This window comes from Alteromonas gilva (assembly GCF_028595265.1).
GTDB classification, from domain to species: domain Bacteria; phylum Pseudomonadota; class Gammaproteobacteria; order Enterobacterales; family Alteromonadaceae; genus Alteromonas; species Alteromonas gilva.
Genome location: NZ_JAQQXP010000001.1, coordinates 3,001,794 through 3,015,988 on the forward strand (window position 1 = coordinate 3,001,794; position 14,195 = coordinate 3,015,988).

The 14,195-nt window shown below is 48.7% G+C and carries 14 protein-coding genes; 8 read left to right on the top strand and 6 right to left on the bottom strand.

Annotated elements, in window-relative coordinates:
- On the bottom strand, positions 1-1,131 hold the full coding sequence (locus tag OIK42_RS13250) for a response regulator (protein WP_273641195.1): 1,131 nt from the start codon (positions 1,129-1,131) through the stop codon (positions 1-3).
- 691 nt (positions 1,132-1,822) lie between these two features.
- Between OIK42_RS13250 and recN the strand changes: the two genes are divergently transcribed.
- The 4 genes from recN (at position 1,823) to OIK42_RS13270 (ending at position 5,444) form a co-directional block, all read left to right on the top strand.
- Entirely contained in the window at positions 1,823-3,508 is a 1,686-nt protein-coding gene (gene recN / locus OIK42_RS13255) for a DNA repair protein RecN (protein ID WP_273641196.1), read from the top strand.
- Positions 3,509-3,663: 155 nt separating this feature from the next.
- Positions 3,664-4,020: an outer membrane protein assembly factor BamE gene (locus OIK42_RS13260; protein ID WP_273641198.1), complete on the top strand. Its 357-nt coding sequence runs from the start codon at positions 3,664-3,666 to the stop codon at positions 4,018-4,020.
- Positions 4,021-4,305: 285 nt separating this feature from the next.
- The gene (locus tag OIK42_RS13265; protein ID WP_273641199.1) at positions 4,306-4,962 is read left to right on the top strand and encodes a DUF4097 family beta strand repeat-containing protein; all 657 of its coding nucleotides are present in this window, start codon (positions 4,306-4,308) and stop codon (positions 4,960-4,962) included.
- 2 nt (positions 4,963-4,964) lie between these two features.
- Positions 4,965-5,444, top strand: a complete 480-nt coding sequence (locus tag OIK42_RS13270; protein WP_273641200.1) for a glutathione peroxidase — start codon at positions 4,965-4,967, stop codon at positions 5,442-5,444.
- Between the two features lie 27 nt (positions 5,445-5,471).
- On the opposite strand, the gene rluB is transcribed toward OIK42_RS13270, so the two are convergent.
- From rluB to OIK42_RS13295, 5 genes are read right to left on the bottom strand one after another with little or no spacing between them, the layout of a single operon-like run.
- Positions 5,472-6,338: a 23S rRNA pseudouridine(2605) synthase RluB gene (gene rluB / locus OIK42_RS13275; protein WP_273641202.1), complete on the bottom strand. Its 867-nt coding sequence runs from the start codon at positions 6,336-6,338 to the stop codon at positions 5,472-5,474.
- Positions 6,338-6,967 (bottom strand): SMC-Scp complex subunit ScpB, encoded by a 630-nt coding sequence (scpB, locus tag OIK42_RS13280; RefSeq protein ID WP_273641203.1) that lies wholly within the window; start codon positions 6,965-6,967, stop codon positions 6,338-6,340. The genes rluB and scpB overlap by 1 nt, the downstream gene beginning before the upstream one ends.
- Positions 6,954-7,790: a segregation and condensation protein A gene (locus OIK42_RS13285; RefSeq protein ID WP_273641205.1), complete on the bottom strand. Its 837-nt coding sequence runs from the start codon at positions 7,788-7,790 to the stop codon at positions 6,954-6,956. Before OIK42_RS13285 ends, scpB begins: the two co-directional genes overlap by 14 nt.
- A 19-nt stretch (positions 7,791-7,809) precedes the next feature.
- A complete protein-coding gene (locus tag OIK42_RS13290; protein ID WP_273641207.1) occupies positions 7,810-8,430 on the bottom strand; it encodes an L-threonylcarbamoyladenylate synthase in 621 nt (206 codons plus the stop codon).
- Positions 8,427-9,293, bottom strand: coding sequence for a PHP domain-containing protein (locus OIK42_RS13295; RefSeq protein ID WP_273641209.1), 867 nt, complete (start codon positions 9,291-9,293; stop codon positions 8,427-8,429). Before OIK42_RS13295 ends, OIK42_RS13290 begins: the two co-directional genes overlap by 4 nt.
- 274 nt (positions 9,294-9,567) lie before the next feature.
- Here OIK42_RS13295 and OIK42_RS13300 point away from each other — a divergent pair, with 274 nt between their 5' ends.
- Genes OIK42_RS13300 through trpCF form a run of 4 tightly spaced genes read left to right on the top strand, consistent with a single transcriptional unit; the run spans position 9,568 to position 14,192 of the window.
- A complete protein-coding gene (locus OIK42_RS13300) occupies positions 9,568-11,166 on the top strand; it encodes an anthranilate synthase component 1 (RefSeq protein WP_273641210.1) in 1,599 nt (532 codons plus the stop codon).
- The gene (locus OIK42_RS13305) at positions 11,163-11,777 is read left to right on the top strand and encodes an aminodeoxychorismate/anthranilate synthase component II (protein ID WP_273641212.1); all 615 of its coding nucleotides are present in this window, start codon (positions 11,163-11,165) and stop codon (positions 11,775-11,777) included. Before OIK42_RS13300 ends, OIK42_RS13305 begins: the two co-directional genes overlap by 4 nt.
- Positions 11,770-12,798 (top strand): anthranilate phosphoribosyltransferase, encoded by a 1,029-nt coding sequence (trpD, locus tag OIK42_RS13310; protein WP_273641214.1) that lies wholly within the window; start codon positions 11,770-11,772, stop codon positions 12,796-12,798. The genes OIK42_RS13305 and trpD overlap by 8 nt, the downstream gene beginning before the upstream one ends.
- The gene (trpCF, locus tag OIK42_RS13315; RefSeq protein WP_273641216.1) at positions 12,795-14,192 is read left to right on the top strand and encodes a bifunctional indole-3-glycerol-phosphate synthase TrpC/phosphoribosylanthranilate isomerase TrpF; all 1,398 of its coding nucleotides are present in this window, start codon (positions 12,795-12,797) and stop codon (positions 14,190-14,192) included. Before trpD ends, trpCF begins: the two co-directional genes overlap by 4 nt.
- Positions 14,193-14,195 lie beyond the last annotated feature (3 nt).

The following is a 14,195-nucleotide window of genomic DNA, read 5'->3' on the forward strand; positions in this document are numbered from 1 at the left end:
TTAATGGCTTGCCAAAAACCGGTTTACCGAACGGTTGATTGTTTCTGCAATATTATTCATTCGTTCATCTAACAATAAGCCGTCTTCGTAAGCGCTAAATATTTTTTCTGAATAGCGTTCAACCATTTTTAACAGCAGATTTTCCTGCTCCTCTGTTAACCCGTACTCGAACAGACCAACCTGAATCTCCTCAAGCATTTCATCCATGATCTTGATGTTTTTTCCTTTCGACATACTTTGTAGCGAGCGGATTGAATTTACCGAACTTTCGGTTTCTTTAAGCAAGTTGTTCATTTCTTCTATAACGAAAAGAGCGTTCAATCTGGTTTGCGCTCCCTCTAAAATGACCGCCAGATGATCCCGATACCGCCCGCACTTTGCCTCATCTTCTAGCGGCAGGTTCTTAATTAGGTGTGAGATCTCGTTAAAGTTTAGAATGAGCCGATTCGCATGCTGGCGAATACGCCCGGAGTCTTTTAACTTGGTAAGCATTTCTATTTCTAACGGTGAGCACGTGCCTTGCGAGGACACCGTGATTACCTCCCAGGGCGTACGGATTTGAACCGTACTCGAAAGCCCCAGGTTTGTGGCGGCATCAATCACAGCCTGGGCAAGGCTCTTCGTAGTTGCGCACTTAAAACTATCGCGCAAAAAATGCACCACACTGCCTTGCTCACCAGCGTCGACGATTGCAGTCATTGCAGTATCCAGCGCACTTTTTGACTGTGCCTCAATACTTTTCTGGGTCGATGCACGCTCTACCGCAAGCGCTACTTTTCGTCTTAACTCATCAGGATTAACCGGCTTGATGAGATAGTCAGACCCGCCCACTTCGTAGCCTCGGCGTTTTTCATCAATAGCGTCGTTAGCACTTATAAAGATGACTTCTACTTGCTCAAAACCTGCACACTCTTTAATTTGGAGGCAGGTTTCGTAACCGTTAAGATCGGGCATCGAAACGTCAAGCAACACTACGCTTGGTTGATGCTTCCCACTCGAACACAATTCTACGGCTTGACGACCGTTACTTGCTTCGACAAAGGAGTAGTTTTCACCGAGTATTTCTTTAGTAATAAGAAGATCAATTGAGGAATCGTCAACAATGAGTATCTCTGATGCGCTGCCTGACATTTAATACCACCCGCTATTTCTAAGCCTACATTAGGGATGACATCTCATACCCCGACAGACCCATATAATACCGTGCATCAACCAGCAAGCACCATTAAACTTTAGGCCAAACGATTAAAGGGCTCGGAACAAACACGTGCCACCCAAAACTATCGTAAACACTGAATCATTCCAACACTTTTTAAAAATGCACCAAACACAAAAGACAACATAACTCATTGTTTTCATTAACATCCATACAACTTCAAAAAGCCATATTGTTATTAATAAAAATACCTATCCTGTGTAAGCAAGAAGCACTTTGTCAACAATGCGGAATTGCAGGGTTGAATAGGTGTCTTTCCCTCTGACATCCGACAGGGTAAATGTGGACAGCCGACTCAACCTAATAACTATTAGCTTATATTTTGCTTTTTTTCATGCAAAAGGCTGGTTAAGAAGATTTTTAACTTTGACAGTATGAGCTTTCAAGTCACCGTGGCGATTATTGTGGTTTAGGGTTAAGTTAAACGATATAGCAGCGGCATAGTTGAATATGCGAAACTACTGTGGCACCGTCATGGCAACTCATTGATATCTTTGTTTCTTATTCAATTCCTCAAACATCGTACAAAAAAAGCAAACATAGCTCTTTAAATTTCACAAATTACTGTATATATTTACACTACCTGTATATTTATCGAGTACGCTTATGTTATCGCACTTATCTGTCAAGAATTTTGCTGTTGTAAAAGAAATCAATATCTCATTTGAGTCAGGCATGACAGCGGTGACCGGCGAAACCGGCGCCGGTAAATCGATTGCTATTGATGCGTTAAGTTTATGCTTAGGTGAACGCGCTGAGGCATCTGCAGTACGTAAAGGCTCGGATAAAGCCGAAATTATTGCCTATTTTTCGCTGTTGGATGCGCCGCTGGCCAGAGCCTGGCTGGACGAAAACGAACTGGTGCTCGAGGATGATGCAAATACCTGTTTTATACGCCGGCTTATTTCTAAAGAAGGCCGCTCCAAAGCGTTTATAAACGGCGTGCCTGTGGCTTTACAGCAGTTAAAACACCTGGGCCAGTATTTGTTAGCTATTCATGGTCAAAACACCCATCTGCAACTGCTCAAAGATGAAGTGCAGCGTAAACTGGTAGATGACTTTGCAAATCACCATAAGCTTTTACAGGCAACCGCCGAGAGCTACAGTACCTGGCAGGAGCTCGCCAAAGAGCTGAAAGCACTAGAGCAAGCCGCCCAACAACGCACCGACCGCGAGCAATTGCTGAGCTACCAGGTAGCAGAGCTGGATGAATACGCACTGGGTGAAGATGAATTTGGTGAACTGGAAGCTGAGCACAAGCGCCTGAGTAATGGCCAGACTCTGCTTGAAGAAGCCCAAAATAGTTTTTATCACCTTTATGAAGCCGATGAGTTTAATGCGCTCTCGGCCATACAAACCAGCATTGATAAGTTGAGTAATCTGCAGGATCACGATCCGGCATTAAGTCCAATTGTGTCGATGCTGAATGATGCGGCAATACAGGTAGAAGAAGCAGCCCACGAATTGCGCGGCTATTGCGATCAGTTAGAAATTGACCCACTGCGCTTGCAACAGGTAGAAAACCGTTTTAGTCAGGCGATGGAACTGGCCAGAAAGCATCAGGTGACCCCTGAAACACTTTACCAGCATCACCAGCAATTAACCGCTGAACTATCAGGGTTAAGCGCCGATACCGAACGACTGGAACGGTTGGCCAGCGAGTTAAACGAAGCCCACCAGCACTTTTTAAACGCCAGCGAAGCACTCTCTAAAAGCCGGAGTAAAGCGGCGAAAGCCCTGGCAAAACAGGTTGAGTCGCAGATCCGTACGCTCAATATGCCACATGCCGAATTTATCATTGAGGTAACATACTCGCCCGACAGCAAACCGTCGGCGCAAGGTATGGATAGCGTACAAATGAAAGTGTCAACCAATCCGGGGCAGCCGCAAGACCGCCTGGATAAGGTCGTATCAGGCGGTGAATTGTCACGCATAGGTCTTGCATTGCAGGTGATTAGCCGTGATAACAGCCTTACACCAACGATGATTTTTGATGAAGTAGATACCGGGATCAGTGGCCCCACGGCCTCTATTGTGGGGCAACTGTTACGCCGCCTTGGTAAACAAAGTCAGGTAATGTGTGTTACCCACCTTCCTCAGGTGGCAGCCCAGGCTCATAACCAGTTGTTTGTGACCAAAACCACCGATAAAGGTGAAACCCAAACTCATATTCTCGCCTTAACAGAACAAGCGCGCATCGACGAGCTGGCCCGCTTGCTTGCCGGTGATAAAATCACCCCCAATGCCCTGGCTAATGCGCGTGAATTACTTGATAATGCTGTTGCGAACTAATCACCAATTTGCTGGTCGAAGTTGACGTACTGGTGCAGAGCGATTAGCATGCTCGGCACCGGTTTAGTCTGTCGTTTAAAATAAATAACCATTTTATTAAACGAGCAGATATAAAAATAACGAATACTCACTGTTTTTATTGGATTTCTCTGTTAATGAAGCTGTCTCACCTGATTGTTGTGCTCACTCTGACTCTGTTTTCAAGCGCCTGCTCGAACTGGATTTACCGAATTGATATTCCCCAGGGCAACTTTTTGGACGAACAAGACGTTGAAAAGCTGCGTATTGGCATGACCAAAGAACAGGTAGAATTCGTTTTAGGCCGTCCTATCCTTAAAGACGCCTTCGACCATGACACCTGGTACTACTATTATGAAATGAAGCGTGGCATGTCGAAGCGTGGCGAAGATTTCGAAAAAAGTTTAACCGTGTATTTTGTAAACGACAAAGTCGACAACGTCGAGACCGACTTTGAGCTATCGGAAGACTTCAATACGCCGTTAGAGCAGTAATTGCTGCAATAGGTTGCTAATCCTTTATTGAGCAGTAACAAAGTATTACTGCTCTGCTCCCACCCATTACGCTTATAAGCTTTGACACCGATTTGCGCTTTCCTGCTTATAAAACGTGTTACTACGCTACACCCTTTATAGCCACGGCAAGCGTCTTACGGTTATTCATAAACACTAAACCACTGTCCGCCGACATATTTTGAAAATATTTTAGAGTACGTTTGCGCCGCGCTGCCGTGCTAACGTTTGCCCACTTTACAAAACTGACATTAGCGAAACACCAACATGAACAAAAAAGCACAGATTCTTTCTTTACTATTGGCAACAGCTACGGCGCTATCAGGATGTGTAATAAACATCGGCGGCCACAGTGATACCGATAGCGGCGGTAGTCTGACCAAAGTATTTGGCAGTATTAACATCAGCGATAATCGCCACGTTTCATCGTTAACCACTGTTAATGGCAGTATCACGTTGCAGGATAATGTCACAGCCGACGATCTGAGTACGGTTAACGGTAGTATAACCATCGGCGACAACGCTACCGTCGAATCTATCTCTTTAGTGAATGGCGATGTCACGGCGGGCGCTAATCTGATGTGCGACAACATCGACACCGTCAATGGTGGTGTTGAGCTAGGACAATCTGCCCGGGTAGATGGTGATATCAACAATGTGAACGGCAATATTGAAGCCACGGACCTGCAGCTCAAAGGCAGTATTGAAACCGTCACCGGTGACATTACTATCAAAGGTAACAGCCAGATCGGCGGCGATATTGTGTTTAATGAACCGGACGACAGCCACAGTAGTGATGTTCCCTCACTGTACCTTGATGAAGGCGTTACCATCAACGGCGAAATTGTGTTAAAACGAGAAGTGGAATTACACATTCCACAACGGTTAATGTCTCAGGTTCGTTACCAACATTCGGCAATGTAAACATGAAATTTGATAGTATTACGGTTAAAGATGCTAACGGCCAGGCGGTCGAAATGGGTCAGTACAATGACAAGGTATTACTGATTGTAAATACGGCCAGTAAATGTGGTTTTACGCCGCAATATGAGGGTCTGCAGGCACTGTATGAACAATACAAAGACAAGGGTCTGGAAATACTCGCGTTTCCGTGTAACCAGTTTGGTAAACAAGAACCCGGTGATATACAAAGCATCCAGTCTTTTTGCTCATTAACCTATGACGTGTCGTTTCCGGTCATGAGTAAAGTGGATGTCAACGGCAGCAATGCCAGCGAGCTGTTCGACTATTTAAAACAGTCTGCGCCAGGCTTATTTGGTACCCAGTCGATTAAATGGAATTTTACCAAGTTTTTAATCAGTAAAGACCGAAACACCATCAAACGTTATGGCCCTAAAGACAAGCCAGAGTCGTTACAAAAAGATATAGAACAACTTCTGGCTTAGCGTAGTCTCAGTAACCCCGGCGCCGGCCTAGAACTGGCGGCGCTGATGGGCTCTTTCCTTGCGCACTTTGTGCTTTTTAACCGAGCGGCGCATACGACTTAAGCGGGCATGATCCAGTTTAGTCTGGCGGTCATCAACCATGCTTTCGTTCTCTGCCGGCAACTGCACGATGTGTCGCAATGCATTTACGTCAGTAAGTGCTAACTCAATCCATGCACCTTGTGGCAAGCGCTTCTGCAATTCTACAGGCCCATAACGAACACGGATAAGTCGGCTAACCTGACAATCCTGACTTTCCCACAACCGGCGCACTTCACGATTACGCCCCTCTTCCAGAGTTACGTTGTACCAGTTGTTCATGGTGTCTTCATCAGAGGGGCGCGGTTTGATGGTGGTAAATTTGGCCATACCATCTTCCAGTTGCACGCCTTCTTTTAATTTCTTCAGTGACTTACCGGTCACTTCACCAAAAATACGTACGGCGTATTCGCGCTCAATGCGACAACGCGGGTGCATAAGGCGGTTAGCCAGTTCACCGTCATTGGTAAATAACAATAAACCGCTGGTATTAATATCTAACCGACCCACGGCTATCCAGCGCCCCTGGCTGATCGCAGGCAGGCGATCGAACACTGTAGGCCGCCCTTCGGGATCATCACGGGTACACAACTCCCCTTCCGGTTTGTTGTACATCAACACCCGGCAAACGGGCTCTTCAGTGGTTCTCGACAGTAAATGCCCGTCAACGCGGATCTGTGCGGTGGCATCAACTCTGTCGCCGAGGGTGGCGATGTTCCCATCAACGGAGATCCGGCCCTGCTCTATCCAACGTTCCATCTCGCGGCGTGAACCTACTCCGTGGTTGGCGAGGACTTTCTGTAGTTTATCTGTCATTAGTGTAATGGCTCTTCTTGGTTGTCGCTATCACCCACAGACTCAACGTCAGGCACATCATGAATTACTTTGATGTCGTCATTAATCTCATCCAACGATGCCAAAAAGGCATCGCTATTGGGTAAGTCACTCAGTGACTTCAGCGAAAAATAGTCTAAAAACTGTTTTGTGGTGGCATACAATGCAGGCCTTCCTGGCACTTCTTTATGCCCCACTACTTTAATCCACTCACGTTCTGTCAGTGTTTTAACAATATTACTGCTTACCGCAACACCGCGTACCTGCTCAATTTCCCCACGTGTAATAGGCTGACGGTAGGCAATAAGGGCCAGCGTCTCGAGCATCGCCCGCGAATATTTGGGGCTGCTTTCCTGCCATAGCTTGCTCAGCCAGGGACTGAGGCTGTCTAACGACTGAAACCGGTAACCGCTGGCCACTTCAACCAGTTGGATCCCACGCGGCCGGTAATCAAGCGCTAAAGCTTTGAGCGCCGATTGTATCGCTTTATCGCTCACGGTGAAATCAGCCAGCACGGTATTTTTGAGTTTGTCTACAGATAAGGGCTGCTCAGAAACGAAAATAGCCGCTTCGATAAGCTGCGTTAACTGCTCTGTTTTAATTTTCTTCATGACGGCCTAATTTGACATGAATTTGCGAAAAAGGCCCTGCCTGTACCAGCAGTATAGTTTGTCCTTTCACCAACTCAAGAATGGCCAAAAAGGTTACCACTACTCCTGCTTTGCCTTCTTCGGCTGTAAACAATGACTCCATCGGCAGGTAAGTCTCTTTGTTCAAGGTTTGCAATATTAAACTCATACGCTCCCGGGTACTTAGGGCCTCAGGGGCAATATGATGGTGTTCAAATGCAGCAGCTCTTTGCATCGCTGCCGAAAACGCCAGCACCAGCTCTTGTAAACTCACGTCAGGCTGTACAATTACCGGCTGAATGTCGGCTGACGGGGTCACCGTTACGGTAAATAAATCCCGCTCCATACGTGGCTGCAGATCAAGATCTTCAGCGGCCTGTTTAACCAGCTCATACTCTTTCAAACGACGAATAAGGGCCGCCCGGGGGTCGTCCTCTTCATCTTCTTCGTCGGCCCGTTTAGGCAACAATAAGCGCGATTTAATTTCGGCTAAAATCGCTGCCATCAGCAGATATTCAGCGGCCAGCTCAAGCTTCAGTGTTTGCATCACGTCAACGTACTCCATGTACTGATGCGTAATTTGCGCCACCGGCATACTGGTAATATCAAACTTTTGTTTTCGAATGAGGTATAGCAGCAGATCGAGCGGCCCTTCAAACGAGTCGAGAATAACCTCCAGCGCTTCGGGAGGTATATACAAATCCTCGGGTTTTTCGACCACGGCCTCACCGTTTACAAACGCCAGTGGCAGCGGCTGTTGAACCGGCGTGGCTAGGGTCGAAATGGTCTCGTCCTGATCACTCATAGCAGACAGTTTTCACTCTTTATAAAAATGGCGCGGTATCGCCACGGCCCTCGCGAACGACCACCGGCTCACCGTCACTTAAGTCGATCACCGTGGTCGGCTGCTCGCCCAGATAGCCGCCATGAATAATTAGCCCGACTTGCTTTTCTAGCTTATCGCGAATGTCATCAGGATCTGATTCAGCAACCTGTTGCCCGGGTAATATCAGCGACGTCGACATCAGCGGCTCGTTGAGCTCTTCCAACAGTGCCAGTGCAATAATATTATCAGGCACTCGGATACCAATGGTTTTACGCTTGGGATTTTGCAATCGCTTGGGGACTTCGCGGGTCGCTTTTAAAACAAAGGTGTATGAACCTGGGGTGTTGTTCTTAATTTGCCGAAACGCCACGTTATCCACCTTGGCATACACCGACAGTTCAGACATATCACGGCACATTAATGTAAAGTTATGATCTTTACCAATATCCCGGATCCGACACAGTTGCTCAAGCGCGCGTTTGTCTTCCATTTGACAACCGATGGCGTAGCCAGAGTCAGTAGGATAAACCACCACTTCGCCCTGGCGCACTAATTCGGCGGCCTGTTTTATCAGGCGCGGCTGTGGGTTGTCTGGATGAATATAAAAAAACTGACTCATACAGGTTCCTTAATCGATGAATTTGCTACGTTTAAATCCCAGTCGTGCCAGACCGGCGTTAACACGTCCGAAGCCAGACCGCAGCGGCCTAATTCGGTCCAACGGCCGGGAAAATGAAAATCGGAGCCGGCTGAGGCCAGCAGGTTATGCTCTTTGGCTAACGATTGCACAAAAGTTTGCTTGTCGGCATTTATACCCGGAAACACCACTTCGATACCATCACCGCCCTCAGCACTGAACTCGGCCACCAGACGGCGTAACCATTTGGCGGTCATATCATAGTGTATTGGGTGGGCCAGAACCGCCCGCCCACCGGCTTGCTGAATCACCCCGATGGCTTCGGCCATAGCCGGCCATTCGGCTTTCACCGCGGCGCGCTTGCCTTTGCCAAGGTACAGTTTAAAGGCTTTTTCAAAACTACTGACCTGATAATTATTGACCAGCACCCGGGCAAAATGCGCACGGGTAATTTGCCCGTCACCGGCGTATCGCCGGGCGCGTTCCAGCACGCCTTCAAAACCACACTTAGCCAGCTTTTCGGCAATTTTAACCGCACGTTCCTCTCTTTTTTGCTGCTGTTGCTTTAAAAAGGCCTGTAGCTGCGGATGTTGCTTATCAATTGCCAGTCCGACAATGTGGATCTCAAAACTCTGCCAACGTGTGGATATCTCAACGCCATCAATCAGGTGCAGGGCCGGAAACTGCTCACTGGCCACTTCACGCGCCACCGCCAAACCATCGGTTGTATCGTGATCGGTAATGGCCAGCACATCAACCTGCATGGTTTGCGCGCGTTGAATTAGCTCGGTCGGCGTTAAGTGACCATCGGAAAAAGTAGTATGACTGTGCAGGTCAATTTTCATGTTATTTTCAAATTTATGGTTGACACAATATCGTTTTTGTTTTCTTCTATAGCACAGTATACGGATTGAATGCTTCGATGCCTATCGAAGTTGATAAATAAATAAGAGACAGAAAAACCAATGCTAAATCAACCACAACAACGTCTTGTTAAGGCAACTATCTGGTGGTGGCACTCCCTTCGGTAACGGGCGGTGTGAGCGTTGGTGCGCAGAACAAACAAAAAAGGCCCGTTGTTAACGGGCCTTTTTTTTAATTTTTAAATGGAGTAATACAATGAGTTTGGCCGAATTAGGCATGGTCCCAGGCAAAGTGGAAACCATTGAAAGAACAGCCACCTATGTAAATGATCCCCTTGCAGCATTTGCCCAGTTGTGCAGCGGCCAGCGTCATGCACTGTTATTGGAATCTGCCGAAATCGACAGCAAAGATAACTTACAAAGTCTGCTTATGGTTGATGCTGCGGTACGCTTTGAATGTCGTGGTCAACAGGTCGTCATAACAGCCCTCAGCGCCAACGGCAAAGGTATTTTGCCGCTGTTTGCAGCACATTCTCCTGCCGACATTCAGTGTGAGGTAACGGGCGATAACGAAGTGTGCCTGCAATGTGTTAACCACAGCGAAGATCTCGATGAAGATGCGCGGCTCAAATCCACCAGTGTATTTGATATATTGCGCATGGTCATCAATCACATTACTCCCCTTCGTCAGCATCAGCACGCGGTATTCTTAGGCGGCGTGTTTGCCTACGATCTGCTGGCAACATTTGAAAACCTGCCGGAAGTGCCCGATGGCGATAACGACTGTGCCGATTACGTGTTTTACCTGGCAGAAACCTTAATCACCTTCGACCACCAAACCCGCCAGGCCACCCTGCTGGGAAGCGTATTCAGTGGCGATCAGGTTGCTACCAGTTATTTTGCCATTGCCCAGCGCCTCGAAGCCCTCGGGGCAGAGCTTAGTACCATTGCACCGCTTGATGTATCGCCGGTGGAAGTTCAGGAGCCGGTTGAATTGCAGGTAAATAAATCCGATGCTGAGTATTGTCAGGATGTACTTACCCTCAAAGAAAACATTCTGGCAGGTGATATTTTTCAGGTCGTGCCATCCAGAACCTTCTCCTTGCCGTGCCCGGCGCCGCTCACCGCTTATGCTGCGCTTAAACAACAAAATCCAAGCCCTTACATGTTTTACATGCAAGACGCCGACTTCACCATTTTTGGCGCGTCACCGGAGTCAGCCCTTAAGTATTCCGCCGCCAGTAACGTGGTAGAAATCTATCCCATTGCCGGCACCCGACCGCGTGGCAAACGGTCCAATGGCGATATTGACCCTGATATGGATAGCCGCATCGAGCTTAACCTGCGTGAAGATCAAAAAGAAAAAGCCGAACACCTGATGCTGGTTGATTTAGCCCGCAACGATGTGGCGAAGGTATCAGAGCCGGGCACCCGCTATGTTAAAGACTTACTCAAAGTTGACCGTTACTCCCATGTTATGCACCTGGTGTCGCGGGTGGTTGGTCAATTGCGTCACGATCTCGATGCCCTGCATGCCTATCAGGCCTGTATGAATATGGGTACCCTGGTAGGCGCTCCCAAGGTCAGTGCTGCCAGCCTTATCCGCCAGGTAGAGCAGCAACGCCGGGGTAGCTATGGCGGTGCCGTTGGCTACCTTAATAACGATGGCGATATGGATACCTGCATTGTCATTCGTTCAGCCTTCGTAAAAAACGGCCGGGCGTACATTCAAGCCGGAGCCGGGGTAGTGTACGATTCCAACCCGCAAGCCGAAGCCGACGAGACCCGTGGTAAGGCGCAGGCCGTGATCAATGCGGTAAAATCATCAATTGTGTTTCCGGGAGATGCCTCATGAGCCAGCCAATTACCGTATTTCTGCTCGATAATGTTGACTCGTTCACCTATAACCTGGTCGATGAATTACGTACCATGAACCTCAACATTGTGGTGTATCGCAATAACGTGAAAGCCGCAATGTTGTTCGAAAAAATGCAGCAGCAGGCTAAAAGCGGACCGGTTTTATTGTTATTATCCCCCGGTCCGGGCGCGCCTCATGAGGCAGGCTGTATGCCCGAGTTGTTAAAGATGGTGCAAGGGCATTTCCCGGTGCTGGGTATTTGTCTTGGCCATCAGGCGATTGTCGCCCACTATGGCGGCACCGTCGGCCGTGCTGAAGATGTCATGCATGGTAAGTCGTCGGCAATCACCCACAGCGGTGATGCCATGTTTACCGATCTGCCACAGCCGTTGCACGTGGCGCGGTATCACTCGCTGATGGCACTGGAGCTTCCCGAGGGTCTGCAACCACTGGCCCGGGTTGGCTCAACCGTTATGGCGGTATACCAGCGTGATGACAGGATGCTGGGCTTTCAGTTTCACCCGGAGTCAATACTGACCGCCGACGGCAGCCGGTTATTGCTGCAAAGTATACGTTATCTTACCGAAGAGGAATGCATTCATGGCTGAATACAGTGAGGTAATTAACAAATTATTTAACGGTCAACACATGAGCCAGGCCGAGTCTTTTTCTGTGTTTAACCAGGTGATGCATGGAGAGCTGTCAGAAGTAAAGCTGGCAACCTTATTAACGGCGCTTAAAATTCAGGGCGAGTCACCTAACGAAATCGCCGGTGCAGCCAGTGCTATGGTGTCAAATGCCCGACCTTTTCCGGCCCCTGAATACGAATTTGGTGACATCGTTGGTACAGGTGGTGATGGCCACCACACCATCAATATATCGAGTGCTGCGGCCTTAGTCGCTGCCAGTTGCGGTATAAAAGTGGCCAAACATGGTAATCGCAGTGTCTCGAGTAAATCAGGATCTGCTGATTTTTTCCGGGAGTGTGGTATTAAGCTTGAGATTTCGCCGCAAACAGCCAGGCAGTGCCTGGATACCACCAACTTCTGCTTCTTATTTGCCCCGGTGTATCATGCCGGTATGCGCTTTGCTGCGCCGGTTCGGGCAGAAATGAAGACCCGGACTTTGTTTAATATCCTCGGTCCGCTGGCGAATCCGGCGCGCCCCACGTTTGGTGTTTTTGGCGTATATACCCCGACATTGCTGGACGTTTATGCGCAAACCCTTACCCTGATGGGTCAGCAACGCGCCTTAATTGTCCACGGCGATGGCCTTGACGAACTGGCCCTGCACGGACCAACCCAGATTGTTGAAGTTGATCATGGCGCAATTGATCATTATACCGTTACGGCCGCTGATTTTGGCTTAACCGAAGCTCCCATCAGCGCTATTGCCGGCGGCGAACCCCATGAAAACCGCCAGCTGATAGAGGCGGCGCTGAGCGGACAAGGCGCCAAAGCTCATCAGGAAGCCATTGCCATGAACGCGGGCGCGCTATTGAAAATAGCCGGCCAGGTCGCAACCTTTAAAGAAGGTGCTCAACAGGCCCTTGAGGCCATGGCAAATGCCGCGCCCATAACCTTAATCAAACAAGTCGCTGAACACAGCCAGGTGGAAGAAAACGCATGACCGATGTACTTGCAAAAATTGTTGAAGATAAACGCATTGAACTTGAAGCGCGCATGGCTGCTGCTCCACTCAACACCATCAAGCCAGGCCTCAAACCGTCAACAAAAAGTTTGTTTGAGGCGCTTAACGGCGCCAATGCCGGGTATATTTTTGAGTGTAAAAAGGCATCGCCTTCCAAAGGGCTAATCCGTGAACATTTTGATCTCGACGAGATACTGGCGGCCTACACGCCGCACGCGGCGGGAATTTCAGTGCTGACCGACGAAAAATATTTTCAGGGCAGCTACGACTACCTGGCCTATGTTACCGAACGCGTCAGCCAGCCGGTGCTTAACAAAGACTTTTTTATCAACGACTATCAGATTTATCTGGCCCGCTACTACAATGCTGATGCAGTGTTGCTGATGCTGTCGGTCCTCGACGACGAGAGTTATCGCCAACTGGCAGCCGTGGCGGACAGTCTGAGCCTGGATATACTCACCGAGGTGAGTAACGAAGAGGAAATGCATCGCGCCATCGCCCTTGAAGCCAAAATTATTGGCATAAACAACCGCGATTTGCGCGATCTCTCTACCGATTTAGCGACCACTGAAAAACTGGTGCCCTTATTGAAGAAAGCCACCCACGAGTACGTGGTAATTAGCGAATCTGGTATTTACACTCACCAGGATGTACTGCGTCTGGCGCCATTGTGCCAGGGCTTTTTGGTAGGCAGCGCGCTGATGGCACAACAGGATTTACCGTTAGCGGTAAAACAGTTGGTGTACGGCACCGTTAAAATCTGCGGTATGACAAATGCCGAGCAGATCGCTCATGCCTTCGCCAGTGGGGCCAGTTATTGCGGGTTAATTTTTGCCACCCACTCAAAACGAGCAGTAACGGCCGAGCAGGCTCGTGACCTGGTCACTACCGTGCCCGGCAACTACGTGGGTGTGTTTGTTAATCAACCTCTGGAAATGGTACTCAGTATTGCCAACGAGTTGTCGCTGAAAGCCGTTCAGCTCCACGGTGACGAAGACACCATGTACCGACAACACCTCAAGGCTAACCTGCCTGCCGATTGCGAAATATGGCAGGCCATTGGCGTCGCCGGAGAACTGCCCTATTTGACCCACGCATTACTCGACGATGACACGCTCGACAAGGTACTGCTGGATTGTCAGGTTGGCAAACAAACCGGTGGCACCGGCCAACAATTTGACTGGTCGGTGATCCATGCAGAGCTCGATCTCGAAAAACTAGTTATCGCTGGCGGCGTTAATCCACAAAATGTGGCGGCTGCACAGGCAACAGGCGTCGCCGCTGTCGATGTCAACTCTGGTGTTGAAGACAGCCCGGGCAATAAATCTAATCAACGCGTTAGCGAACTCTTTACAGCTTGCCGGACCTACTAGTCA